The 26,076-nt window shown below is 39.0% G+C and carries 18 protein-coding genes and 1 pseudogene; 4 read left to right on the plus strand and 15 right to left on the minus strand.

Annotation, left to right across the window (positions count from 1 at the left end):
* The 8 genes from truA to B3Y13_RS05135 form a co-directional block, all read right to left on the minus strand.
* Positions 1–721, minus strand: a 721-nt coding sequence (gene truA / locus B3Y13_RS05100) for a tRNA pseudouridine(38-40) synthase TruA (protein WP_296693135.1), incomplete at its 3' end; no start/stop codon positions are given.
* Positions 722–762: 41 nt separating this feature from the next.
* Positions 763–1,668, minus strand: coding sequence for a DUF2225 domain-containing protein (locus B3Y13_RS05105; protein ID WP_296022749.1), 906 nt, complete (start codon positions 1,666–1,668; stop codon positions 763–765).
* Positions 1,669–1,701: 33 nt separating this feature from the next.
* Positions 1,702–2,091, minus strand: coding sequence for a holo-ACP synthase (gene acpS / locus B3Y13_RS05110; RefSeq protein WP_296668950.1), 390 nt, complete (start codon positions 2,089–2,091; stop codon positions 1,702–1,704).
* Positions 2,091–3,140, minus strand: a complete 1,050-nt coding sequence (locus B3Y13_RS05115) for a CdaR family protein (RefSeq protein WP_296693167.1) — start codon at positions 3,138–3,140, stop codon at positions 2,091–2,093. Before B3Y13_RS05115 ends, acpS begins: the two co-directional genes overlap by 1 nt.
* Positions 3,118–3,933 carry a diadenylate cyclase CdaA gene (gene cdaA, locus B3Y13_RS05120; RefSeq protein WP_296022747.1) on the minus strand — a complete coding sequence of 272 codons (816 nt, stop codon included), beginning with the start codon at positions 3,931–3,933 and terminating at the stop codon, positions 3,118–3,120. Before cdaA ends, B3Y13_RS05115 begins: the two co-directional genes overlap by 23 nt.
* A gap of 1 nt (position 3,934) precedes the next feature.
* The gene (gene folP, locus B3Y13_RS05125; RefSeq protein WP_296693139.1) at positions 3,935–4,753 is read right to left on the minus strand and encodes a dihydropteroate synthase; all 819 of its coding nucleotides are present in this window, start codon (positions 4,751–4,753) and stop codon (positions 3,935–3,937) included.
* Positions 4,750–6,687, minus strand: coding sequence for a 1-deoxy-D-xylulose-5-phosphate synthase (dxs, locus tag B3Y13_RS05130; protein WP_296668952.1), 1,938 nt, complete (start codon positions 6,685–6,687; stop codon positions 4,750–4,752). The genes folP and dxs overlap by 4 nt, the downstream gene beginning before the upstream one ends.
* Positions 6,688–6,988: 301 nt before the next feature.
* The gene (locus B3Y13_RS05135; protein WP_296022744.1) at positions 6,989–7,186 is read right to left on the minus strand and encodes a DNA-directed RNA polymerase subunit omega; all 198 of its coding nucleotides are present in this window, start codon (positions 7,184–7,186) and stop codon (positions 6,989–6,991) included.
* Positions 7,187–7,285: 99 nt separating this feature from the next.
* On the opposite strand from B3Y13_RS05135, the gene recO reads away from it, so the two are divergent.
* Together recO and recJ are read left to right on the plus strand one after the other, a co-directional pair.
* Positions 7,286–8,071 (plus strand): DNA repair protein RecO, encoded by a 786-nt coding sequence (gene recO, locus B3Y13_RS05140; RefSeq protein WP_296693143.1) that lies wholly within the window; start codon positions 7,286–7,288, stop codon positions 8,069–8,071.
* A gap of 30 nt (positions 8,072–8,101) precedes the next feature.
* Positions 8,102–10,243 carry a single-stranded-DNA-specific exonuclease RecJ gene (recJ, locus tag B3Y13_RS05145; protein WP_296693146.1) on the plus strand — a complete coding sequence of 714 codons (2,142 nt, stop codon included), beginning with the start codon at positions 8,102–8,104 and terminating at the stop codon, positions 10,241–10,243.
* Positions 10,244–10,288: 45 nt separating this feature from the next.
* Here recJ and ligA read toward each other — a convergent pair whose 3' ends face one another.
* From ligA to B3Y13_RS05165, 4 genes are all read right to left on the minus strand, one after another.
* Complete coding sequence (gene ligA / locus B3Y13_RS05150) at positions 10,289–12,226, minus strand: NAD-dependent DNA ligase LigA (RefSeq protein ID WP_296668957.1); 1,938 nt, start codon at positions 12,224–12,226, stop codon at positions 10,289–10,291.
* A 47-nt stretch (positions 12,227–12,273) separates the two neighbouring features.
* Positions 12,274–12,939: a tRNA (guanosine(46)-N7)-methyltransferase TrmB gene (trmB, locus tag B3Y13_RS05155; protein WP_296669012.1), complete on the minus strand. Its 666-nt coding sequence runs from the start codon at positions 12,937–12,939 to the stop codon at positions 12,274–12,276.
* Between the two features lie 72 nt (positions 12,940–13,011).
* On the minus strand, positions 13,012–13,617 hold the full coding sequence (locus B3Y13_RS05160) for a hypothetical protein (protein WP_296693149.1): 606 nt from the start codon (positions 13,615–13,617) through the stop codon (positions 13,012–13,014).
* A gap of 68 nt (positions 13,618–13,685) precedes the next feature.
* Positions 13,686–14,849, minus strand: a complete 1,164-nt coding sequence (locus tag B3Y13_RS05165) for a hypothetical protein (protein WP_296022739.1) — start codon at positions 14,847–14,849, stop codon at positions 13,686–13,688.
* 120 nt (positions 14,850–14,969) lie between these two features.
* Between B3Y13_RS05165 and B3Y13_RS05170 the strand changes: the two genes are divergently transcribed.
* Both B3Y13_RS05170 and dinB read left to right on the plus strand, forming a co-directional pair.
* The gene (locus B3Y13_RS05170; protein ID WP_296693151.1) at positions 14,970–16,904 is read left to right on the plus strand and encodes a hypothetical protein; all 1,935 of its coding nucleotides are present in this window, start codon (positions 14,970–14,972) and stop codon (positions 16,902–16,904) included.
* Entirely contained in the window at positions 16,901–22,822 is a 5,922-nt protein-coding gene (gene dinB / locus B3Y13_RS05175; protein WP_296693154.1) for a DNA polymerase IV, read from the plus strand. Before B3Y13_RS05170 ends, dinB begins: the two co-directional genes overlap by 4 nt.
* Before the next feature lie 31 nt (positions 22,823–22,853).
* On the opposite strand, the gene B3Y13_RS05180 is transcribed toward dinB, so the two are convergent.
* From B3Y13_RS05180 to B3Y13_RS05190, 3 genes and pseudogenes are all read right to left on the minus strand, one after another.
* Positions 22,854–24,959 (minus strand): hypothetical protein, encoded by a 2,106-nt coding sequence (locus tag B3Y13_RS05180; protein ID WP_296668963.1) that lies wholly within the window; start codon positions 24,957–24,959, stop codon positions 22,854–22,856.
* A gap of 1 nt (position 24,960) precedes the next feature.
* Positions 24,961–25,647: a tetratricopeptide repeat protein gene (locus B3Y13_RS05185; protein WP_296022735.1), complete on the minus strand. Its 687-nt coding sequence runs from the start codon at positions 25,645–25,647 to the stop codon at positions 24,961–24,963.
* Between the two features lie 46 nt (positions 25,648–25,693).
* Positions 25,694–26,076 (minus strand): annotated as a pseudogene (locus tag B3Y13_RS05190) (hypothetical protein); the annotation flags it as partial.

Consider the following 26,076-nt stretch of genomic DNA (forward strand, 5'->3'; position numbering starts at 1 on the left):
TTGCAGGCGCTGTCGGACCTGCATTTTTGCGTTCTTTGCTTTCCAAGACTTCCTTAAAAAATTCAGCGTCTTTTCCCATCCGCTCAAAATAAATCAGGCTTCCTGTAATCGAGCGGACCATTTTCCACAAAAAGGCGTTTGCTTCAATTTGAAAAACAAGATTTTCGCCTTCGTAAAAAAAATGCGCATCATCAATATAACGGAACATCGAAACGCTTTGGTCTCCGGCCGCGGCAAATGTCGAACAGTCAATTTCGCCATGCAGACATTCGGCCATCTTATTCAATTTTTCAATATCCGGTCTGTAATAAATCGGCCAAACATATCTCATCTGGCTTGCAAACGGTTTTCCTGTATTTATAAAATATCTGTAAACACGGCTCGTTGCATTTCTTCTGGCAGAAAAATCTTCATCAACCACACTTGCATCCATAATCCGCACGTCGTCCGGCAAAAAACAGTTTAAAGCCACAGGATATTTTTCTACAGGAATCGAATCCACTGGAGAATAAAAATTCGCTGCCTGCGCAAACGCATGGACACCGCTGTCCGTTCTTCCAGATCCCTGCAATGAAATTTTCCGTTTATGGAGTTTTTCCAGCGCATCTTCCACAGTCTGCTGGACAGTTCTGACTGCTTTTCCCTTATCTGCAAAATCTTGCCGCTGCCAGCCGCAAAAATCGGTTCCGTCATAAGAAATTGTCAAGAGTATATTACGCAAAATAACCGCCTTTTTCTCGCAAATTGAATTTTCAAAAAACTCTATTCATCGTCAACCGAAATAATATTGGCTTCGTTCAAAGTTGCCGTCAGCTTGTCGTAAAGGTCGCGGGATTTTTCCAAAAGCGGTCCAGGTTTTGATTTTGAAGATTTTCCAAGTCCAAAAATTCGGGCAATAGAACGCTTGTTTGCATCGAGTTTTTTATACCGCATCTGCATGTCTTCTTTTTGTCCGTATTTGTATTCCAAAAGCGAATTAAGATAGATTACGCCGTCATAACCATAATTTTTGTCTACATCAGGTCCAAAATTCGTAATTTTTGCAATCGTTTCGATTCTCTGAGTCTCGTTAATCAAAGTCTGCTCGTAAAAAAACTGGGCTTTTCTGTAAAAAACTTCGGCCGCATAGTCATAATTATGTTCAGGGACAAGTTTCTGTAAATCGCGGCAAATCCATGCCAGGCGAAGCGAAATTATCGCCCTTTTCATAGTCGGCGCATACGAAAGATCTACTTTTTCGTAAGACAAAAGCGCAAGATAATACATTGCCGCTCCGTCAAGAAGGTTTCGTTCTCTCGTCAATTCATAATAAGGAAACATGTTGTTTACAATTTCCTTGCGTTTTTTGCTGTCCGCCAAAAGCTCATTTAGAGAATTATTGTCCTGAATTTCTTCAAAATCGCTCCAGAAAAGCGCAGTATGGCATTTCGGGCAGGCTCCGATTGAATAAATCACCGGATAAATCTGGCCGTATTTTGCAGAAGGCTCAAAAATGCGGTGCAGTTCGTCAGTCAGTTCGCCGGCAATCATTCGGCCAGAACCGGAAAGCATTTCCTCACGCTCAAAATTATTCTGGCAGACCGGGCAATGGCATTTGTTTTTTGACCAATAGGAAATCTTTGGCTTTTTTCCAGGATTTTCAACTTTTTTTGAACTGCGGTACAACATAGATTCTCCAGATTTTTACTTTATAAAAATATTCTAACCCAATTTTTCGATTATAACAAAAGCAACTGCATATTCTTTTTCATGGCTTATAGAAAGCTGAATATTGAGGTCTTTTCCTATTTTGGCTTCCAGATTTTTTTTAGTTTTTTCTCCAAATTCAAAAAACGGCTTTCCGGCTTTATCCTTGGCGACGTAAAAATCATTCAACCTCAGGCCGGTAAATCCTGTACCCAGAGCCTTGGAAAACGCTTCTTTCGCGGCAAACCGAGCCGCATAGTGACGGCAGGTCGCTCCTTCATTTTGACTAAAATCACCGGAAAACTGCTCTTTCTCGTTAAAAAAACGCAAGAATAGTTCTGTTTTTTTTAGCCATTTTTCAAACCTTTTTACTTCGCAAATGTCCGTTCCGATTCCATAAACCATTATTCGCCTGACTGTCCGCCTGTCAATTCAATTTTTTCTGGAAGAATTTCATTCGCCGGAGAAGCAATCACATCTCCAACTTTTTCTTCAAGCTCATCTACAACCTTAATTTTTTCGACGGTAATTTTTATTTTTTTAGGAGAAAAATCCTGAACTGTAAATTTTGCAGGAACTGACGATTTTACATCGAGCTCATAAACTCCTGGTTCAGAAATCTCCGACGCATTTACAAAAAGAGAACCATTAGGAACGCTAAATTTCTCTAAATCAACCAGTTTTCCGCCTAAATTTAATATTCCTGAATTTTTTTGAGATGAAACTACAAATTCCTTCGGCAAATATTTTACATCTATCGTCTGAACAGAAAAACTTTTTTCCGAAACAACAGGCGCAATTTCGACCGTAACTGTAAGTTTTTCATCATTATTTTTAAATTTTAAATACAAGCCAGGATTTTCCGGCAAAACAGGAGAAGCAAAACTTTTATCCGCATTTTTTACAGAAACAGCCTTTGTCTGAAGCCTCGTGCAGTTTTGAACCATCGAGCGCGGTCCTGTAAGTTCAACTGTGTCCGGTTTTACAGTAATATTTTTTATCTCATAGCCATGCGCAGGACTTCCGTTTATAAGAGGCGAAATCGGCACAAAGGCTGAAATTTTTTCCTCAACCTTTAAATTGACTTCCTGAGGCGAAACAGTAACTTCAAGAGTATCCAGCAAAAGAGCCTGCTGAGGAAGCTCAACAAGAACCGGCAGCTTGTAGACTCCGTCTTTTGGCAGATAGTTCAGATCAAGGTAGGCAGAAAAACTGTTTTTTTGAAGAGAAGCAATATCTTCTGTCTTTCCCTTTAATTTTATTTTTACATTTGCAGGATACGGACTTACAGGCACAATTCCTGAACCGTTTTTTATTTTTAATGGAACTGTAAAAGACCTAGAATCTTGAAGCGAAAGCGTATAAAAAACATAAATACATATTGCAAGCAGAACACAACTCGCCTTTACCGGCCAGTTTTCCGTAATTTTTTCAATAAAGTCCTTTATTTTCATCAATAGTGTCCTCTATCGTTTTTTGCGCAGGCGTCATTTCCAACAGTTTTTCGAGCTGTTTTGTAATCTGGTTCGGGTTCAAATCGTAGTGAAGCTGACTGTCGTAAGCAAGGGAAACCGCTCCAGATTCTTCTGAAACGACAAGAACAACAGCATCGCTTATTTCGCTCATTCCAAGGGCGGCACGGTGTCTTGTTCCAAATGTTTTTTTAATATCATATTGCTCGCTCAAAGGCAAAAAACAACCTGCGGCGATTATTTTTCCGTTCTGAACGACGCAGGCGGCGTCATGCAAAGGCGTGTCATGACCAAAAATCGTCACAAGAAGAGCGCTTGAAAGGTCTGCGTCAAGACGTGTTCCAGTTTCAATAATGTCATCAATTTTTGTATGGCGTGTAAAAACTACGAGCATGCCTCTCTTCATTTTTGAAAGCATTTCGGCAGCTATGATTACGGTATCGACATAAGTATGCCTTGAACGGTTTCCAAAAGTGAACCACTGGCTCTGTCCAAGTTTTAAGAAAACCTTTCTAAGTTCCGGCTGGAATACAATCGCAAAACAGACAACAAGTCCAGGAGCAAGTTTCTGAAGAACCCACAGCAGCATTGAAAGATGAAGCAAAAGCGCCACAGCATAGGCCATTGCAACGACAATTGCGGCTTTTATTATCTGAAGGGCATTTGTTTTGACAATTATCTCGTATGCCTTGTACAAAATAAAGGCCATTACACCAATATCTAAAAACGGCCGTATAAAATCATAAACATGAAGAAGATTTTCAAATCCGTTCAATCTATACTCCAATTCCTTTTAAAACATTTAGAGAATCTATTGCTTCTTTTACATCATGAACGCGGACAAGAGTTGCTCCGTTCATAACAGCAATCAAATCCGCAGCAACAGTTCCAATCATTCTGTCCTGAATTTCACGGTTGCAAAGCTGACCGATTACAGTTTTTCGGGAAAGCGCCATTAAAACCGGATATTTTGAATCGCACAGCTGTCCGCATCTCCTGATCAAAGTGCAGTTGTCAGTCATATTCTTTCCAAAGCCGATTCCTGGATCAACAATAATCTTATCAGAAGATATGCCATGCTTTAAAGCGTATTCAACTCTCTGACGCAAATAAAGGTCAACTTCATTAAAAATATCCTGATATTCGGTATTGCTCTGCATAACGTCCGGAGTAGAGCGCTTGTGCATTAAAATTACAGGAATTTTTGATTCCGCGCACAGTCCTGAAAGTTTTTCGTCGTCTTCAAGGGCGGAAACATCGTTCAAAATGTCAGCACCTTCGTCAAGGCAGGCTTTCAAAACAGAGTATTTTCTCGTATCTATCGAAACAGGAATATCCGAATGACGGCGAATTTCTCTTAAAACCGGAACAAGCCTTTTTATCTGCTCATCTTCGCTTACATAATAAGAGCCAGGCCTTGTAGACTCTGCGCCAAGGTCAATAATATCCGCGCCTTGTTCAATCTGTTCAAGAGCCATCTTAGCTCCGCCGCGGCTTCCTTCCCAAAATGAATCTGGAGTCGCATTTACGATTCCCATTACGAAGGCGTTTTTTTCTGTCGTAATAGTCTTATCTGCAAGTTTTAATGAAATCATTTTCTATAAGCCACCTTATAAGCACATTCCGCAAGGCTCCGGGGATCCATTTTTACATCTTCGCAAATTTCACCGCGGGTTCCTTGATTTAAAAATTTTTCCGGCAAAGCATTGACCGCAGTTTTATTAAATCCACGTTTTAACAATTCATATTCAAGCTCTTCACTCACACCGCCGCGGCATATTCCGTCTTCAACAAATATAACCGCATCTCGATTTTTTGCATATTCAAAAAGATGATTTATATCAACCTTATTTAAAAATCTCAGTGAATAAATATCAGCCTCAATGTTTTCAATCATAAGATTGCGGCTCGCCTGAATCACTTCCGAAAGCATGCTTCCTGTAGAAACAAAAAGAACGGATTTTGACTTTTTATTTTTTTGAACTGAAACAGCTTCCAATTCATTTTCATCAAATTTCAGGCTCAAAGCAGGCGCAAATTCTTCACATTTTACGTAAATGCCCTTTCCTTCTTCGATTTTTTGAGAAAAACATTTCAGTTCTGTAGGACAAGTTGATTTTGGATAACGAAGCACGACAGGTCCGTTTTGAGAAAGCGCCCATTCAAGACTGAGCTTAAAATCAACAGCGGTCGCAGGAGAAAGAATTTTTAAATTTGGAACAGTCCTCAAAAGCGCAATGTCAAACATGCCCTGGTGAGTTTCGCCATCGCTCGGAACAAGTCCTGCCCTGTCCAAACAAAAAACTACCGGAAATTCCGGCAATGCAACATCATGAATAATCTGATCAACTGCCCGCTGCATAAATGTTGAATAGATTGCAACCACAGGTTTTAGTCCGCCAGCCGCAAGTCCAGAAGCAAAAGTTACCGCATGCTCTTCAGCGATTCCAACATCAAAAAATCTTTCAGGAAAATGCCTTGCAAAAGCATCAAGACCAGTTCCTTTTGCCATCGCCGCCGTAATTGCAGTAATTTTTTTATCTTTTTCCGCAAGCTCAAGCAAAGTCTGGCTAAAACATTCGGTAAAGCTCATCGTATCAAAATGCTCAACTTTTCCGTCAGAAATTAAAAACGGTCCAATTCCATGAAAAGCCGCCGGATCATTCTCAGCAGGAGAATACCCTTTTCCTTTTTTTGTAACTACGTGAACCACGACCGGTCCTTGAAGTTTTTTTACGTCCTTAAAAACATTTTCAAGCTCACCGATATTATGTCCGTCCAAAGGTCCGACGTATTCAAAACCTAAATCTGTAAAAAAATTATTGCTTAAAAAAAGAGCCTTTAGCGAACGCTTAAATCTGTAGACAAATTTTCCGATATGCCTGTTTGAATTTGGAATTTTTGAAAGCGCGAGATCAATTTTGTGGCGAATATTCTGATAAAAACCAGACATTGTAAGCTTAGAAAGATATTTTGAGACAGCTCCAGTATTCTCGCTGATTGACATTTTGTTGTCGTTCAAAACAACTATAAGATTTTTTCCAAGCTGGCCTGCATGGTTCATAGCCTCAAGCGCAAGTCCGCCGGTCAAAGAGCCATCTCCGATTACAGCGACAACCTTTCCGTTTTTTTTCTGTAAATCCCAGGCGGTCAAAAGCCCAAGCCCCTGAGAAATCGAAGTCGAAGCGTGACCGTTGTCAAAAAAATCATGCTTGCTTTCAGTTCTTCTGGTAAAACCAGAAAGTCCATTTTTTTGCCTTATAGTTGAAAAATCCGAAAAACGGCCAGTGAGCATTTTGTGCGCATAGCACTGATGGCTTACATCAAAAATTATTGCATCTTCCGGTGAATTAAAAACCCTGTGAAGCGCAATCGTAAGCTCGACAACACCAAGGTTTGAAGCAAGATGTCCGCCGTTTTTTCCGACTACTTCAATAATTTTTTTTCTAATTTCTTCTGAAAGTTTCGGAAGCTGGTCTTCCGGGATTTTTTTTAAATCATCAGGCGAATTTATTTTGGAAAGCAACATAACAATCTTCTATTATTTTTATTGTAAGACAAAAAACTGATTTTTACAATTTTGAAGAAAAAAAAGACCGCGAAGTAAAAAACTACCGCGGTCTATTCTACGGGCATATATCAAAACACCAAAAAAGATGTTACTTGCTCTTATGCCGATTGCGTCTAAGCATCTTCTTGCGCTTATGTGTAGCCATCTTCTGGCGCTTTCTTTTTTTACCACAAGGCATTATGGGCACTCCTTAATCAAATTAGTATACTAATTATCATCAATTTAAAGTCTTTCGTCAAGAGATTAAATCCGATGTAAATTACTTTTGTTCAATTCTTTTGTATTGAATAGTGTTGTTAAAAATCTGCTTTGCTGCAAGAGATACAACCTTGCCGTCATTACGGTCAATTTCGGCATCTTTCATCATTGCCAGCTGATAAGCCCGGCGACTTGCTGCGACAGTAATCTCATAAACGTTTCCTGAAAATTTTACAAGCTGTTCCAAAGGAAAAATCATTACACTATCCCCCAAGTTAATATGAATACTCGATTATATTATAATCTAAAAATGCTGTCTAGTATTTATTAAATCAGTTTTTCAAATTATAATAAATTTATGCGCAGTTCATCTACTTTTGCAACAATTCTTGCTCTCAAACAGTCTGGAGAAAACAACCGTTCTGTAACGCTTCTTACTCCTCAAGACGGAATTGTTTACGCAACTCTTTATGGCGGACCAAAAAGCAAATTTCGTTCGCTTGTAAGCCCGTTTAACTGCGGAACTGCGTATCTTTACAAAGACGAAACAAAAAATTCCTGCAAAATAACCGATTTTGACGTAAAATCCTACCATCCGTCGTTTAGAGAAAATCTTTTTAAAACCTATGCGGCAAGCTTTGCTTCGGAAATCATAATAAAGTCGCGCTGCGCAGGAAGCCCGGAACAGGCATTCTGCCTTCTTAACGGACTTTTGGACGGAATGGAACAGAGCACAGAAAACAACAGCCGGCTCGGTCTTATCCGTTTTTTGTGGCGTTACATAGGAATTTTGGGAATGAGGCCGGACACGCAATTCTGCCGCCAATGCGGAAAATCTTTTTTAGCCGGCAAAATTGACCAAAACGCGCAAACTTACTGCGGAATGTACAGCGAACGCGAAAACGGATTTGTGTGCAACGACTGCCTTTCAAACGCTCAGACAGAAAATCGAAACAGTTTTTTTCTTTCCAAAACTTCGCTAACATATCTTCAGGCAGTTTCAGTTCTAAAACCAAAAGACGTCCGCAAAATAATAATTGATGAAAAAACAATGATTGAATTAAAAGACTTTTGCTATTTTTTAATTCAAAATGTATGCGGAACAAAATTCCTTTCGCTTGAATCAGGAATTGCTATTCTTTAAGTAAAAAAAAATAAAAACAGGATATAAAAAATGAAAAAATGGATAAAAAAACCGGTTCTAAAAGAATCAGTAAAAGAAATGACACAAAAATACGGAATTGACGCAATCACCGCTTCAATTCTGATTCGCCGTGGAATTACAAAAAGCAGCGACATACTTTATTTTTTGGAAGATGACAAAAGATTTTTGCACAATCCGTTTGAATTTTCTGCAATGGAAGACGCTGTTGACAGAATTCTTCAGGCTCAGGAGGAAGGAGAAATCGTACTGATTTTTGGAGACCGCGATGTAGACGGAATTTCAAGCACTACAATTTTATACGAACAGCTCAAGTCTATGGGAATCGAAGTTGAATGGAAGCTTCCGGGCGGAAATGACGGTTACGGACTTTCTATCGAAGCCGTAGACGAATTTTACAAAAAAAACGGAACACTCATCATTACGGTTGACTGCGGAATTTCAAACAACGCAGAAATCGCACATGCGGCAGAACTCGGAATTGACACAATAGTTCTTGACCACCACAACCCTCCAGAACAGCTTCCAAGCCCGGCAATAATCATTGACCAAAAATGCGAAGATTCACAATATCCTTTCCACGATATTTCTGGAGCAGCAATCGCCTGCAAAACCGCCGCGGCCCTCCGATTTGCAAAATCTGAGCTTTACAAACAGGAAATTTGCCTGCTTGCAGCGCGAAAAGAAAACGAAACAAATGTAATCGAATGCATGAAAGTCCGGAACCTCGTAAAACAGGAAATTTTAGTTCAAAAAATAGCTCCATTGAGCGTGCCTTTTTCAAAGACAAAATTTCTCTCTTTTTTGACAGGACAGCAAATTTTTGTATGGAACAAAAACGAAACCATGAAAATTTTGAATGAAACGTTCGGCTCTGCAATCGAATTCAACGTTCTCGATCTCAGAAATGAAATTTCAAAAATATTTCCTCAGTTTTCAGAAAAAAGCCTTTTAGATTTAAAAAAAGCGTCAATTCTCGCAAAATACAACGAAACTGACGGAACCCAAATTGAAACCTTTTTCAACATTTTTGTAACCTACATCAATACTGTAACTGCAAAACAATTTCCAAAAGACAGCATTCAGGAAGAAAAAGACCTTCAGCTCGCCGCGCTAGCCGCGCTTGCAGACATAATGCCTCTCAAAGATGAAAACCGCATAATTGTAAGACAGGGATTAAAATCAATAAACTCAGGAAACGCGCGCCCAGGCTTAATCGAGCTTCTCTCAAAACTAAAGCTTTTGGGCACTACGGTAACAAGCACAAAACTAAGCTGGAATGTAGTTCCTGTTTTAAATGCCACAGGCCGCCTTGGGCAGCCGGAGCTTGGAATGGAACTTTTTCTTGAAGAGGATCCGTACAAGAGAGACAGGCTTGCTGACGAAATACTCGAAATGAACGGCAAACGAAAAGAACTCGGTCAAAAAGCCTGGGAAATCGCCTCAAAAACAGCAGAAGAAAGCATAAAACACTACAACGGAAAACTCTGCGTAATAATCGACAAAGAAATAAACCGCGGAGTTTCAGGAATTCTTGCAGGAAGGCTTACATCAACATATAAAATTCCGTCAATGGCAGTCACAGTTGTCGATGGAATTGCAATCGGCTCAATGCGCAGCTGCCGTGGATTTTTACTTCCGCCTTTCCTTGACAAAATGTCCGATATTTTTATAAATCACGGTGGACACAACCTTGCGGCAGGATTCAGTTTTGAAGAATCAAAAATGGAAGAATTCAAAAAACGCCTTGAACTTCTCTGCAAAGAAATTGAACTGAACAACGAAGAAGAAAGTGAAAACATCGAAATCGATGCCGAACTTCCTCCTCAATATCTAAAACCGGAAATTCTAAATATAATCGACCGTTTTGAGCCTTACGGCGAAGAAAATCCAGAACTCACATTTTTGAGCCAGGGAATGAAAATTCAAGACGGAATTCTCATGGGAAAACCAGATCCAGTTCACCTAAAATTGCTTCTTGACGCTGGAGAAACAAAGTGGCCGGCAATATTCTTTGGCGAAGGAGGACGGCTCCACAGAGACTTTGACAAGGGAGATTCGATAAATATTTTGTATCAAGTTCAGCGCAACGTCTTTAACGGAAATGTAACTCCGCAGATTATTTTGTCCGAAGCGCAGCTGACAGATAAGTAAAATCCGGCTTGATTTTAAGAATTTGAAATCGCTTCGCAGGCAGCGCTACTTTAAGAGAGCAAGAAACTGCTCTTCTGTAATTACCGGAATTCCTAGTTTTGCGGCCTTTACATTTTTTGAAGAACCGCTTGCTGTGTCATTTGTCACAAGATAAGAAAGGTCTTTTGTGACAGACGATTTGCATGTTCCGCCGTTTTCCTTTACGAGGGATTCGGCGTCCAGCCTTTTCATCGTCTCAAGTTCACCAGTAAAACAGAAAGACTTACCTGCAAAAACACCAGAAGCGCTTCCTTCTTCAACTTGAATGTAGTTTTTTGAGAGAAAAACAAGTTCGTCTTTGTTTTCTTCAAGGCCTTCAAAAAAGTTTCTGGCAGAAATTTCTGCAAATCCATAGACTTTTGAAAAATCTTCAGCTTTTGCCTCAAGCATTTTTTCCAAAGTGTTAAATCCGCTGTCAACAAGCTTTTGAATCATAGTTTCGCCCATGTCTTCAATATCAAAGCCAGCGATAAAGGCGGCTAATTTTGCCTTTCTGTGGGACTGAATTGAATCATAAACTTTCTGCGCTCCAAGGCTTTCTTTTTCTTTTTGACGGCTTTCTGCATTCAAAAAATACGGTGTCAGCTCTTCGACCGTAAGAGTATACAAATCGCTAATCGAACGCACCCTGGAAGAATTAAAAAGAGATCTTATCAAAGTTTCGCCAAGGTCGCGAATGTCAATCACACTGACCCATTTTAGAAGCTGATGCAAAATTCTTTTTTCGCAGTTTTTATTCGGACAAAAAAGCCTTGTTCCCTCGTCCGTAAGTTTTGAACCGCAGCAGGAACATTTTTCGGGAATTTGAATTTCCGAAAAGCTCTGTCCTTTTTCGGCAGGAACGACGCTTTCGATTTTTGGAATTATTTCTCCTCTCTTTACCACGACGATTTTGCTTCCGATTTTTACGCCAAGTCTTCGCATTGTTTCGGGATTTGAAAGAGACGCCCTCTGCACTGTAGTTCCATTCAGCTGAACTTCGTCAAAAACAGCCACAGGAGTATAAGTTGCTCCAGATTCACTCCATTCGACATTGCGCAAAACCGACACAGCTTCTTCCAGGCTGAATTTAAATGCAATCTGTCTGTCCGGGCGCGCACGGCTTGCGTCTGCATGGTTTATTGTCCGCTCTTTTACAACAAGTCCGTCTATGTCGTATTCAAGATTTTTTCGCTCTTCCATAACTGAGGCACGGTATTCGATCACTTCATCTGCTGAATGGCAAATTTTTAGAGGAACAACATTAAATCCGCAATTTTTAAGCCAGACAATTTTTTCTTCCTCATCTTTAAAAGGCTGGTTTCCATCCGAAGCCCAGGCATCGTAAGCAATGAGTTTTAGATTTTCGCTTCCAAGACCGTCCTTTCTTTTCATAAGACCATTGGCGGCATTCCGGCAATTCGCCTTATCTGCATACAAACTGTCATGAACAGAATGCGTCATTATAACTTCGCCACGCACGCCGCCCGTATAATCAAGAATTTTTCCGTTAAAAGAGCAAAGGGCCGATGGAACTCCGTGCATTTTTTTTGCATTAAGAGTAATGTCATCGCCAACAGTTCCGTCTCCGCGAGTTACAGCTGCTTTTAAAATTCCATGCTCAAACTGAAGCTCAAGGCTTGCGCCGTCAAGCTTGTATTCAACAAGATATTCTGAATACGAATGATTTTTTGTCCATGTTAAAAACTGCTGAGGATCGGCGGCTTTTTCCTGGCTTCCCATAGGCATAATATGGCGTACTTTTGCAAAATTTCCGCTGTCCGCTCCAACTTTTTGCAGAACAGGATTTTTCGGATCCAAAAGTTTTAATTCGTCCCAGAGTTTATCAAATTCAAAATCCGAAATTTCAGCTTCACCGTTGTAATAAGAAGCCTGATATCTTTTTATTAAACTAACTAATTCTGAAATTCTTGCGCTTTGACCTATGTCAAAAAGATCTCCCATAAAATCCCCTCTTTTTTAAGGCTGACGCTCTCACAATTTTGGGCAAACTACTGCTTTATAAACATCATCTCGTTAATTACACGGTTTGCATCAATCCCTTTTTGCTCAAAACGAGTCTCAGGCCGCCACTGCTGATGAGGAGCGTAACCTTCATATTTGTTTTTAAGGCCGGGAGTTTTTTCAAGTTGCTCAAGGCCAAATTCCGCGTAAGGAAGCCAGTCCGTAACAAAATACAGATAGCCGTCTTTTTTTAAGCGCGAAGCAATCAAGTCCGTTCTCGGCCTCTGAATCAAGCGTCTTTTTTCATGGCGCTTTTTCTGCCACGGATCTGGAAAGAAAATATGAAAAGCATCGACGCTTTCAGGAGCAATCATGTTTTCCAAAACTTCCATTGCATCGTGTTCAATTATGCGGATATTTTTTAAATTCCGTGTTCTGATTTCTCCAAGAAGTTTTCCAACTCCAGGCTTATGAACTTCAAGACCGAGATAGTTTATATCAGGATTATTTTCTGCAATTATTGCAGTAGCTTTTCCCATTCCAAAGCCGATTTCGATTACGAGCGGATTTTTATTTCCAAAAATTTTCCCAAAATCTAAAATTTCTTCTCTATATTGCACTCCAAAAAGTGGCAAAAGCTGGGCATAATCTTTTTTTTCACAAGCTGTAAAATGACCGGCGCGAATTGCAAAAGTGCGGATTGTGCGCTTCATCGACTCTTCGGCAGAAAGCGAGCATTTTTTATTTTCTGTTTCTGCAATTTCATTCATAAATCAAATCCTTTTTTATTTTTCAATTAAATTTTCAAGAGGAAGTTTTATAACGACAGTTCCAGAAGCATCCGTCAAAATCCGTCTTTTAAAAAAAGCCCGGCTGTATTCTTTTAAAATATCAGAATTTTTCTTCCAGGCTCTTTTTGCAGTTCCATAAAAAAGCATATTCATGTTTTTGTCAAAAAGAATGACAACTTCGCTTAAATTTATGCCGGTGGCCTTGCGGACATTTTCTGGTTTTGACTTAAGGATTTCTTCGTTATATTTTATAAAAAACTTTTCTTCAGATTCGTTTCCAGCGGCATCTGCATACAAAACTTCATATTCACCGTTTTTTATAGCCTTGCCTTCTGCAGCGCGCAAAGACGGATAACCAATCCAGTTTTTGTTCTGGCTTTCAAAAATCACTGGAGAATAAACATTCCAGCTGTAATTTTCCTCAATTTTTGTAATTTTAAGAAAATCCGCCCTCTGAGCCTCGTATTCGCCCTGAACAAAGACTGAAAGACTTGTTTCTGGAAGCGACTTTTCATCTTTGTAATCAAAAACAACGCTCGCATTTACAGAAAGGATATTTGCCGACGATTCGGAACATGACAAAAAAAGAAAAACTGCCAAAATCAGACACAACGAGAGACAAAAAGACAGGATTCTTATTTTTAAATTCCGATGGCTTTTCATTTGACCTAAAAATTAAAAATAAGGTTTATGACCGTCAAATCGCTTGAAGAGAACTGATTTACGATTGATTCAAACTTTACATTCACTTTTTTGCAGGCGTCATCAAGGTAAGAAAGGTAATAAAGCCCCAAATCTGTGCTTTCCTGCCCTTCAGGCAATTCCCTGTAAAAGTCAATCAACGATTTTTTATTAGTGTCGGCAGAAGCCTTTGACTCGATATTTTCCTTTACTTCCTGAAACTCATCGTCCTTATTGTAAAGGGTTATCTGAAGTCTTCCTTGTTTTCCGATTGCAGACGAACCGCCGCCGAGCTTCCAAGAAATAAAAACCTGTTCATGATTGCGCTTTAATTCGGCAACGATTTTTTCACGCTGCTCAGGATCGTAAATAAGCGCATCAACATCTTCAATTCCTGCAAACATACGCTTCGCTTCCTTACGCATATTTGTATTTTCACTGTTGAGGGCAAGTTCCATTACGAGAATTGAAATATATTCGGCAACACGGCTCTTTTCCATATAAACCTGAAGAAGATGGCGAATTGCGATATTGATCTGAGAAAAACCTTCTGTGCGGTAGAATTTTGTAATTATGTACCAGTTCATCAAAGAAAGACGGTTCAAAAACTTTTCGGTCATAAGAAGATAGATATTTTTTTCTTCGAGAGAATAGTCTTTGTTTTCCATCAAAGATTTCCAGACTGGATCCAAAATTTCCTTTTTTGCAAGCTGAACAGTCGCTTTTTGAGAAGCAAGTATCTGTCTGAGCTGGTTTTCGGACATTTTTGTGCGTTCATCAATCAACTGAGTGGGATTTTTACGGTTGTGTTTTTGAACGGCATCAGTTTGAATAAAATCCGCAAAAAGCTGGCGGTCAAACTGTTTGTAAAGAAGCGAATAAACCACAACTTTTGAAAGATCCATAACTTCTTGACGAACTGAAACAAATTCCGACATGGAAATTTCAATTTTTGAAATGTAATTCACCAAAATCATATTTTGCAACGACTGAGGTGAAAATGGATTCAGCGAAATTCCATATTCTTCAATATTGTCAGCAAGCCTGAAACGCAAAAGTTTAATTTTATTACTGATAAAATGTGATGCTCCCTCTTCTGTCAAAATGACTTTGAGCGGTAGATTAAGTGAAAATTTTTTTTCAGCAGACATCTTTTCTCCAACTAACGTTTCTAATTATACTGCAAGGGGCTTGCATTGTAAACCTTCAAATTATATTCTGTTAGAATGAGTTTTAGAGTTCTGCGGAAGTTTTTAATTTCTTTACTGCTATTGAATTACATCATTTTTTATCCGCAGGCGAAAAGCGCCGAAAAACATTTTCTAAAAGGAGCGGAACTTTCTCTTTACACAGAACAACTGCTTGAAAAATCCGATTTTTCTTTTCATAGACTTGAGCTTGCCCCGACAGGAAACGATGTTTTTCCGTTCAATGTAAACATTCGCCTTGAACCTTCTTTGCCGGCTGCTTCGGCAAAAACAATGCTGGTTCTTATTTCCCAGGAAGATTTTTTTGAATATCCGGACGAAATTTTGTCTCTTGTCGAAAAAACTAAAAAAATGAAAAGGGCTTTTCCAGTTGAATTCGTTTTTACAGCCCTTGATGACAGAAATAGTCTTTTTCCGGAATATAAGTTTTTTTTACAAGGAACTGAAAATTTTGCAGGAAATTTAGACGACGGCTCAGAATATTTTGCCGTCTTGATTAACTTTTCAAAGAACACAAAAGCAAAAGCTGAAATTTTTACAACTGGCGGAAAAAGTTCAACTCCAATGTGGCTTGCAAAGGAAACTGTCGATTCTTTTTTGAGCAAAAACATTCCCTTTTCAGTTCCGCAAAAACTGCTTTCAATTTACAGGGCAGGTCTTCTTTTTGGCGATGAACAGATGGCGGCTTTTTTTAAGGAAGGAGTTCCATGCATAAAATTGCAATTTTCTAAGGTTGAACAGATTTCTGCCCTTGAAAATTTTATTCAAAATCATATTCCTTTTCAAAACGAAAAAAATGATGTTCATTATTCATTTATCACTTTGGCAAACCACACTTTTTGGATAAACGAATTTAAAAATATACTTTCTGTCGAGATTTTCGGAATTCTTGTAATTCTTTTTTTGGTCTGCTTTACCTTTACTGGAAAAAATCGGCTTCAGTCAAAGAAAGATTTTTCAAGATATTGGCTTTTTATTCCTGCAATGCTGTGCGCAAGTGTTTTTTCGCTTTATGCTGGACAATTCTGCTGTAAAAATCTGGCTTTTATTTCCCAAGCGAATCCCGTAATTCAATTTGCGGCAAAACTTTTTATTTCCGTAATTGTAATTTCCGTATTTTTTCTGTTTCAGTCACATTTAAAGCTTCCTGGCACATCGTTCATCTACGGTTTTATGATTATTCTTGTTTCGGCTGCAAATATTTTTCTTTTCAGCATGGCGGACATTACGGTTTTTTGGGTTTTCGCCCTTGAATATTTTATAATTTACTTTACGCGGAATTCTTCAAAATTGCTTTCGCTTATAATTACGTTTTCGCTTATGCTTCTGCCTTTTTTGTCTTATGTTGCAGTTTACTTTGCAAACGTAAACGCCCCGGACATTAAAATTTTAATTTCGAGCGGAAAACAGGTAAACATCATGCTCAGCCTTATTCTTTTTCCGTTCCAGATTATCTGGCTAAAAATTCTTGTGCGCCTTCGCGTCATCAACAAGGACAAATCTCTCAGCCTAAAAAAAATTGCAGGTTTTACCTTTATCTCTGCTGCAATAATTGCCGCCGTCATAACGATTTTTGCTTTTTTAACAACAAAATTTGTTTACAACAAAAAACACAGCTTTGAAAATCCTCAAATTCTTGAAAATTCAACAGAAAAAAATCTTTTTTGTAAAATTTTTAACGATGATTCTTCAATGCTCCGCTCAAGCCGGTTAAAAATAAAATCAAAAAAGCAGGCAGTCCGATGCTCAGTAAACATTTCGAGCGAGCAAAATACGCCGGTTTTAGATTCAAATTACAGTTATCTGGCTTTAAATAATTCAAAAACCGTGGATTTTAATATTCCTGACTTTCCGCCGCAAAATTTTGAAATTGAGTTTTCAACGGAAAAAAACACTTCAAAAATCGTCACGATAACTTCTTTTTACGCAACAGAAAATCAAAATGAATTTGAAAAAGAAACCGTTTCTATTTTTGTTTCCGGGGATAAGTCAAAGTGAAAAATTTTTTCATCCATGCAGATTTAGACGCGTTTTTTGCCTCTGTTGAAATTCTTGACCATCCAGAATGGAAAAATCTTCCTGTAATTGTCGGTGGAAAACCGGAAGACCGCAGGGCTGTTGTTTCGACAGCCTCATACGAAGCCAGAAAATACGGCGTTCATTCGGCAATGCCAACCGCAATAGCGGCAAGACTGTGTCCAAACGGGATTTTTGTTCATCCGAGAATGAAGCGCTATCTTGAGATGTCTGGAAAAATTATGGAAATTTTTTCGCGATATTCTCCTGACGTACAGCAGATTTCAATCGACGAGGCCTTTATCGACCTTACAGGAACAGAAAAGCTTTTTGGACCTCCAGACGAAACGGCAAAAAAAATAAAGGCCGATGTAAAAAGAGAAACAGGACTGACAGTTTCAATCGGACTTGCGCCGACAAAATACCTTGCAAAACTCGCCTCAGAAATAAAAAAGCCGGATGGATTTTTTGAAGTAAAAGAAGGAAACGAAGAAAATTTTATGCTTTCGCTTCCACTAAAAAAAATCTGGGGAATAGGAGATAAAACACTCGCCCTGCTAAACAGAAACGGAATAAACACAACAAAAGACCTTCATTCAAAGCCTAAAAATCTTCTTGCGGCACTTTTTGGACAGGTGACAGGAACTTTTTTATACGATGCCGTCCGCGGTCAGGAAAAAGAAACATTCAATCAAACTCCAAAAACCCACGCAATCAGCGCAGAAAACACTTATCCTTTTGACCTGACATCAAAAGAAGCAATCGAAACCGCCCTTCTCGAATTAAGTTACACGGTAATATGGCGGATGCGAAAAGAAAATTTGAGAAGCTGGACGATCGGCCTAAAAATCCGCTACGAAAATTTTACAACGACAACAGCTCAGGAAACTTCGACCAGAGAAATAGGCAGCATTGACGACCTTTTTGAACGTGCAAAAAAACTTTTTGACAAAAAAGCGGACACTTCAAAAGGAATAAGGCTTTTGGGACTTGCCTTGCAAAACACAGAAAGCGCCTCAAATCCGCATCAGGTGGAACTTTTTAATTTTGATGAAGAAAAAAAACGGAAGGTTGAAGAAGCAGTTTTAAAAGCAGAAAAAAAAATACCGGGAATAAAAATTACAAAGGCAAGGCTTTTGGGAAAAGATTCGTTAAAAAGCATTGTTTTTTTTGTCATTCCGTCAATGTTTTTTATATTTTCCGCGCAAAAAACATTTTCTTCGCCATTAGTTTCTACTCAAACCGAAAGAAATGCAGACGGAGCAGGTTCAATTGTTTTTAATTCGACTTTGCTTCCGCCTCAAACCGATGAATCTGACGAAATTCCGCTTAAAGAAAAAAAAAGCCTTTTTAACTATTCAATTTTTGACAAAAATGTCGATTTTTTTGCCGAAGGCTACTGGAAATCCCTCGTAAACGGAGGATTTTCTTCAAGTTTCGGGTTCGGCTCAACGCCGGCGCTTTCGCTCAGCACTCCAGTTATTTTATCAGAAGTCAATCTTAGCCTGTTTTTTTTGCTTGAAAAACACTGGTACTTTGAAGCTGGTTTTGCAGATCATTTTGACAAAAACACGGTTGCGGCAGGATATTACGGAGACGGAATTTTAAAAAGCGCAAGGATTGCAAACCGCGGAATTGTTTTTGAATCCGGCTATTCAATTGACGATTTAAACCGAAATCCTGGAGGCGGCGAAAATCTTGCTCCAGGAATTTCTGCTCATTTTGAAACACAAACTTTAAGCGCAGATGCAATTTTTAGGTACGACTCTCTCGAAGCAAAATCCAAGACCTGGTACGGGAAAAACAGCGTTTCTGAGCAAAAAATAGAACTTTCTGCATACGAAACAGGTTTTCAATTCGTGCTTCCTTCAAAACAAGCCGTTCTTGCCGTTAAGTCGGTTTTTGTAGAAAATTCGGACGGAAATTACAAAGACGAAAACGGCCGGACATTCAAAAAATTAAATTCATCGCAATTCCTTTTGAGCGCTTCAAATTATTCAATTTTTCTTTCAAAGGAAGCAAATGCTTCTAAAACTTCTGGAATTTTGCCAGCTGTCGCAGTTGAATACGACTCTTCCTACCCGCCTTCAGTTGCGCGTTCCGAGCTTGGAACTTATAGAGAAGCAGAAGAAAAAAATGGCAGCGGTTTTTTAGGCGAAGTTCAAGAAGTTTTTTCAAAAAACTTAAAAAACTATTCGCTTTCGCTAACCGGAAAAATTGACGGAAACGAGGTTTTTTATATTCAATATCCAAAGAAATTTTCACCATACGCTGTCTGCTACCGTTACGACGCAGGACTTTTATCTTCCGGAGAAGCAGCAGTTTGCTCCGGCACAACCTCAGTTCAAAATGAAAATTTTTTTGTTACCCTAGGCGAAAACGATTTTTCGGACGTTCTGACAGATTTTTTTAATTCACCGCACATTTATGCCGATGTTTTTTTTAAAAATTCCAATTCTCCTCTTTCGGCAGAATACAGATTTCCTTTTTGCACGGAAGCTGAGGAAATTTATCTTGGGCTAAAAACTTCTTCAGATTTAAAAGTTTGCGTACGAAGTTTTACGCCTGTAAACCGCTTTGAAATCGGCACGAATGCAACAGGCGGAACAGTCCTTGTTTACAAAAACGGAATTCAGGATGCGAGCGCAGCTTACGACAAGGAATCTGGCTGCATAACGCTCTCAACTTCGGTTTCGGCTTCCGATAAAATAACGGCTCAATGGTACGAAGACTGTTCAGATTCGTCTTCCAGGGCAATTACGGCGGCAGGCGGAATAAAAAAACAGTTCACAAAAAACCTTAGCGGAGATTTTGCTTTTGCAGGAAGCTGGGCTCTTCCAAGCACAGACAGCGAAAAAAATCACACAACCTTAACAACTTCTTCTCCAGGACATGCAGTTTTAGCAACAGGCCTTGAATATTCGGCCGAAAATTTTAAATTCAAGAATACAGGAGCCGTAAGCCTCGAAAGCTCAAATACGACCGGAAAATGCCTGATTTCTGGAATGGACGAAGAAAAAACAGAAACCTTTTATCTTGCAAAAGACGCCGCGGCCACCATTCCAGACGACATTCTGCCGTTTTTAAACTCACGGCCAGGCGAAAGTGAACGGAAGATTGAACTAAAAGGCTCTAAAAACGGTTCAGTCAAAGCAAAAAACGGACAATCTGATTCCTCGATTACAGGTTATTCGGCAAGTTTTGAATGGGATTTTTCCAATTTTTCCGAAAATGCGGCAGAAACATCACCTTTTTGGGCAGGAACTTCACTTAAATTTCCGGCACTTTCCGGAATTTTGCCTTCCTGCAGCGAATTCTCGCTCGCCTTAAAAATTGATGAAAATTCCGACTTTTTTAGTCTTTCGGATTTTGAGCTTTACCTTCAGCTCGGTGTAAATGCCGATGAAGAACTGAGCTTTGAAGACAAAAACCAAATTCCCACCTGGAAAATCGGAAGCTCGGAAGGACAATGCGACTCAGACGTTAAACTTGCGTTCAATAAAGAAAAAAAAGGCGAATGGCAGACTGTTACAGTAAAAATTTCGGACGAAGAAAAATCTCTTCTTGCGACAGACTGCGACGGAAGGCTCATTCTCACTTCAAAATCAAAAAAAATTGGAAGAATTTTTGCAGGACCTTACGAAGCAAAGGAATCGGGATTTTTTGTAAGCACAGAAAACGGTTCAGATTATGAAGTTTTTACTGCACGCGAAAAAGCCGGAAGCTCAAACTACATGACTTTTTTTGAATTCAAAAATTCTTCGGAAGAAATTTTTACGCTCACAAGATATTTTGGCGAAATCAACCTCGACGGCTACAAGTTTTTAAGGCTGAATACAAAATTCTCCTCAAAAAATTTGACTTGTGACGACGAAACTTTTTTAATTTTATCATTTGACCGGCCTCAAAGCGACGGAAGTTTTAAAACCGCTGTAAAAATAAAACTGAGCGCAGAAGAGCTTATAAAACTTTCTCAGACACAAAAATTCTCAGACATAAAAATAAATCTTTCCGACAAAAAATCAAATTACGGCTCAGTCGAAAAAATCGACATTTCTGTCGTTCCAACTAGATTCTGCGCCGAATTTCATTCAGTCTCGCAGACACAGACAGAGCTCGCCTTTGACAGTTTTATGCTTACGGACAGCTCGCCTTATTTTCTTCTTCAAGATATTGTAAAAACTTCATGGCAAAAAAACGGCGAAATTATAAAAATAAAAGATTATGCAATTCTCAAAGACGCAAGTTTTCAAGCTGACGGAAGAACCAGTTCTCAGATAAGCACTGGCAATTTAGAAAACGGAAATCACTTTTCCGGAAGCGCAAAAACAAGCTTTACTTTTTCAGAAATTTATTTTTCGCTTGATGCCGGACGCTCCTTGGATTCGTCAATGCCGCTGTCTTCGGCTTCGCACACAGTCAAAAACACAAGACCTTTTTTTAAAATTTTAAATATTGAAGAAAATTATTCTTTTAACCACGATGACGAAAGCCTCAAAAAATCCAATTCGCTTTTAGCCGACTTTTCACCGCTCAGTTTGCCAATTGTTTTTTCAGCAGACGCCGCCGCAGATTCAGATATTTGGGCGCAAAACCAGAATATTTCTGCAAAAATTCACTTAAAAACCCGGCCTTTTGTTTTTGAAATGCACTCTGGCGCAAAACAAAAAATAATTTCCACAGATTCCGGAGAAACAAAATATTACGATACAAAAAATTATTTCGATTCCTGGAATAAAATCAATTCGCTTGAATTTAGCCCAGGAAAACTGGAAGCCGCAAAAAGAAATGTTTTTGCAAAGGCGAATTTAAAATTCAACCTGGAAAAAAATAGTTTTTCTCCCGAATACAATTTTTCTTCCGAAGAAAGCTTCAAAAATTCGGCATATATAACTTATTCAGACAAGACAAGCCAGACTTTTTCCGTTCCTTTTTCCATAAAAAAGAATAATTTTTCTTTCAGCTGGAAAAAATCCACTGGCGGAACACAAAAAAACGGCAAAACTGAAAACTATTCGGACGATTTTGAACATCTTGCGTCTACTCTGAACAAAAAAATCTGGTACTTTAAGGCGCTTCCGTTTTATGACATTTTCAGCAGCTCAATAAAGAATGAAGTTTTAAAAGATCCGATGATGAATGAAGACTCGGCCGAAAGCATCTACTATTCTTCGCTTTATTCCGCCGGATGGAAAAGAAATTTCTTTGGAAATTCAAAAGACTTTTTTTTGCCTCAAAATGCCTCGGTTTCTTTTGAACGCGACATAAAAACTTCATCTTCGGTAACCGACGTATGCCAGTTAAAAGGAATTTTAGTTTTTAGCGCGCTGAATGTCTTTGGAAAAAACAGTGCAATTCACCTTACGGACCTTTTTGAACAAGATGAATACCTTACGTCTTTTTCGATTACCTTAAAAACTCCCGGCCAGAATTTTTCATCTTCGAAGGCAGTAATTTCGTTTTACCAGCAGGATATTTTTTACATAAAGAAAGACGAGACATTAAAGGCTGGATTTGAATTTTCTTTTGAAGACAAAAACAATCTTTCCGCAAAGTCTACTTTTGTCTGGAAAAGACCTGGCGAATCTTCTTTTATTGAAAAATTTTTCGTTTATTTTTTTAGGCGGTTTGAACTTTTTTCCGCACAAAAAACGCAAAATCAGACAAAAATAAACCGTTCTGACAGCCTGAATGCTGTTTTTTCGAGAGAAAGCTCTTCTTCACTAACAGGAACAAAAGCCTCCGAGCATAATTTTTTTGAATATCTTCATGAACTGGACATTCAACTGAATAAATTCGTCTGCATAAACAGTTCGCTCGGCTTAAGCTACAGCTGCTATTGGGACAAAAACGCAAGTCTTTCGGCAAACGCCCAAATCGGAGCAACAATAAAATTCTAAGTTTTTATTGTTTTTATTGTTTTTATTGTTTTTATTGAAGCGGAGCAAAATATCCGCTGTCATCACGGCCAGAACGGTTCATCAAATACGCTTCAACTTCGACAGGAAGATATTTTTCGCCAAACTGGGTTGATTGCGATGAAGTAAACGACAAAACGTAAATTCCGCACGGAGCATCAATAACATCTTTTACGACATTTTTTAAGCCTTCCGTCCGGTAAACATAATATTCATTTCCTGCTGTATGCTCGCAAATATATGCAAGTTCAGGAGCCACGCTAGTTTTTGCAACAAGAACTGACGAAAGAATAATTGAATTGTTGTTTAAATATGCGGTCAAATCCGTAAGTCCGTATCTGTTAAATGAATTCTCGCTTAATTTTCCTGCTCCGATTAAAACAACCGCTCTCTTTTTTTCGCCGGAAATTAAACCGTTCGCAGCAAGCCTGATTGCCAAATCGACAGTACATTTTTCTGACAGAGGATTTTTCATCGACTGAAGACTAAAATTTAAGGCTTTTTCAGGAGAACCTTCATACTCAAGTACAGGAACAGCCCCGGAAGTTACAATCCTAAGAGTTCCTTTATTTGCGTGTTCATTCATAGAAGATGCAATTTCGCGGACAGCGGCCTCAATTTCTCTCGAATATTGAGCAGCTTCAAAACTTCGGTCAATTACAACCGTAATATCCGCAAAATCGTTCACATAAGAGGCGCCTTCAAAAACATAATTCTGAACTGAGCCTTTTTTTTCTGTAATCACAAAATTTTGCTCTTTAAGACCGACAACTGCTTGTCTGTGGCGGTTTTCAACCTTAACTTCAACCTTTACCTCTGGAAATTTTGAAGCGTCGACTTTTTCGATTTGAACAAAAAGTCCGCCGACAAGTTCAGACATCTTGGACATTACATAAATTTCGTTCGTGCGGTAATCCGTTGCGAGAAGATTTCCGTTTACGTCAGGAACCGCGCATGTCAAATAAGAAGGAGCATTTCCAGTGCGGACATTTTCAAAAACCGTTCCATTTTCTGTATCAACCGAATAAATTTTATTTCCGTCGCAAACAACAAGATAATTTCCCCATTTTTTCATTGATTCCGGGTGAACAAAAGTTTTTTCGAGACACAAAAGTCCCAGATAATTTCCTGCCGCATCAAAACGATAAACAGCTCCGGTTACAGCATCGGCGACAAAAACTTCATTTCCAGAGACAGCAACTCCGGACGGAGCTTTTAAACCGTCAAAACCGGAAGATTTTTCAGCTTTCTGTCCAAAAAAGAAAAGTCCGTTTCCGTCCCTGTCAAAAACATCAATCCGCGCATTTCCAAAATCTGACACGTAAATATTCCCGATTTCATCAGTTGCAAGATACTGCGGGCCGACAAAATTTCCAGTTCCAAGGCCTTTAGAACCAAAATGCTTTAAAAATCTTCCGCTTGAAGAAAAAAGACTCAGTCTGTCTCCGGCAAATTCGCTTATAAGAAGATTACCGTCATTGAGGCGAATTATGTCCATCGGTCTGTCAAAACCTGCAAAAGATCCGTTCGAGCGTTCAAAAACAAAACCGTTGATGTCCATTCTTAAAAGTTCGTTTGAACCATAAGAAACAATCCACATTGAGCCGTCAGAATTTGCAAGAATCGAAACGGGCTGGCTAAAAACCAAATTTTTTCCGTCCGGAGAATTTCCTGAATAACTTCCGCTTTCCGTGTATTTTACAGGGTCATTGTAACTGTTGTTTGAAATTCTTCTTTCACGGACAATTTCTATTTTGTTTTTAAGCAAAAGTCCGCCGTAATTATTATCGCTTGCTGTCTGCCATTGTTCAAGCGCTGTTCCTTCAAGACCTGCACGATAGTAAGCTTTTCCAAGCCATTCGAGAATTATATTTTCCGACGGAAGATAAGAAAGAGCTTTTTCAAATTCCAAGATTGCGTCATTGTAACTTCCGCGGTAATAAGCTTGAACGCCTTTTCTAAATTCCTCTTCAGCAAAACCTGCCTGAGCAGAACGCACGCCAGTTGAATTTTTTACACGGGCTTCCTCGCTCGTAAAGATATAATTCTGAGAAAATGAATTAAAACCTGCAAAAAAAAATGGCAGCAGGATCAGGGTTTTTAGTATTTTATTTTTCATTTCAGTTCACTTCCACCTGGGCGATTTTTAAATGTTCGATGATTTCTGCATTTTCCGGACGAAGGGCATAAGCCTGAAGAAGGTATTTTGCAGCATCTTTTTTTAAGCCAAGCTTGTAATAAACCCAGCCAACAGAATCAAGGCAGGCTGCGGACTGAGGCTCTTTGTCGAGTGCCTTTTTGCAATAAGACAGGGCCTTTGCAAGATCTTTTTCCAAGCAGGCAAGAACATAGCCCATTCCGTTAAGAGATGTAACGTTTTCAGGATCTATTTCAAGCGATTTTTTGTAATAATCGAGGCATTTTTCAAATTCATTCTGCTGCCATGCAACATAGGCAAGAGAAGCGTAAACGTCCGCCGGCTTATAACCAGTTTCGAGAAGTTTATTCAATTCAAAATCGGCAAGGCGTTTTTTTCCAATCAGCGCATAAATCACCGCCAAAAGATAGCGGCACTGCAAAACGCGCGGACTTTGAGTTTCTGAAGTTATAACCTGCTCAAGATACAAAAGAGCATCGTCATATCTTTCGAGTTTTGCATAGCAAAGACCAATGTAATATGCGAGTTCAATATTATCAATTCCAGAATTTTCAGGAAGAGAAATAAAAAATGCAAGAGCAGATGTATAATCGCCTTTTTTATAAAGAGAAATTCCCTCAAAAAGAGGCGATGAACTTTTTTCTGCCATAAATCAACCTCCCGCGCCCATTAACCCGAATTACGATATTTTCCAGCTAAAAAACAAAATCAATCTTACGGTTCAAAGCCGGCTCAAAATCAACAGGCTCAGCGCAAATTCTCGTTATTGCAATGTTTCCCGACTCTACCGCCTCATATTCGTTCAATAGCTCAGGTCCTGTCGTCGTCAAATCTCCGCTTAAAAGAGTGCTTTTCAGCAAACCTTCTTCGATTTCTTCAAATTCTATTTTATCTTTATAATCTCTTGTACACAAGGAAGTTAAAAAGGCTGAATCATATTTTTCCTGAGATTTCGCATTCACGCTCACAATACAGTCAGGCTCATAAAGCGAAATCAATCTTTCAAGGTTGTTCTTTACAAATTCCGCCAATGCGTCATATTCATAACCGTCCTGAGCATATTCTCCGCTTTCTGCTT

Origin of the sequence: Treponema sp. UBA7567, from assembly GCF_002476655.1 — a bacterium.
Taxonomy (GTDB): Bacteria; Spirochaetota; Spirochaetia; order Treponematales; family Treponemataceae; genus Treponema_D.

Excerpts from the sequence above, each read along its gene's own strand:
- acpS (WP_296668950.1), bottom strand. The coding sequence starts at position 2,091 with ATGGTTTATGGAATCGGAACGGACATTTGCGAAGTAAAAAGGTTTGAA.
- B3Y13_RS05115 (WP_296693167.1), bottom strand. The coding sequence starts at position 3,140 with ATGAAAATAAAGGACTTTATTGAAAAAATTACGGAAAACTGGCCGGTA.
- B3Y13_RS05135 (WP_296022744.1), bottom strand. The coding sequence starts at position 7,186 with ATGATTTTTCCTTTGGAACAGCTTGTAAAATTTTCAGGAAACGTTTAT.
- recO (WP_296693143.1), top strand. The coding sequence starts at position 7,286 with ATGCGCAGTTCATCTACTTTTGCAACAATTCTTGCTCTCAAACAGTCT.
- recJ (WP_296693146.1), top strand. The coding sequence starts at position 8,102 with ATGAAAAAATGGATAAAAAAACCGGTTCTAAAAGAATCAGTAAAAGAA.
- B3Y13_RS05105 (WP_296022749.1), bottom strand. The coding sequence starts at position 1,668 with ATGTTGTACCGCAGTTCAAAAAAAGTTGAAAATCCTGGAAAAAAGCCA.
- dxs (WP_296668952.1), bottom strand. The coding sequence starts at position 6,687 with ATGTTGCTTTCCAAAATAAATTCGCCTGATGATTTAAAAAAAATCCCG.
- trmB (WP_296669012.1), bottom strand. The coding sequence starts at position 12,939 with ATGAAGCGCACAATCCGCACTTTTGCAATTCGCGCCGGTCATTTTACA.
- B3Y13_RS05180 (WP_296668963.1), bottom strand. The coding sequence starts at position 24,959 with ATGAAAAATAAAATACTAAAAACCCTGATCCTGCTGCCATTTTTTTTT.
- folP (WP_296693139.1), bottom strand. The coding sequence starts at position 4,753 with ATGATTTCATTAAAACTTGCAGATAAGACTATTACGACAGAAAAAAAC.
- B3Y13_RS05185 (WP_296022735.1), bottom strand. The coding sequence starts at position 25,647 with ATGGCAGAAAAAAGTTCATCGCCTCTTTTTGAGGGAATTTCTCTTTAT.
- B3Y13_RS05165 (WP_296022739.1), bottom strand. The coding sequence starts at position 14,849 with ATGTCTGCTGAAAAAAAATTTTCACTTAATCTACCGCTCAAAGTCATT.
- ligA (WP_296668957.1), bottom strand. The coding sequence starts at position 12,226 with ATGGGAGATCTTTTTGACATAGGTCAAAGCGCAAGAATTTCAGAATTA.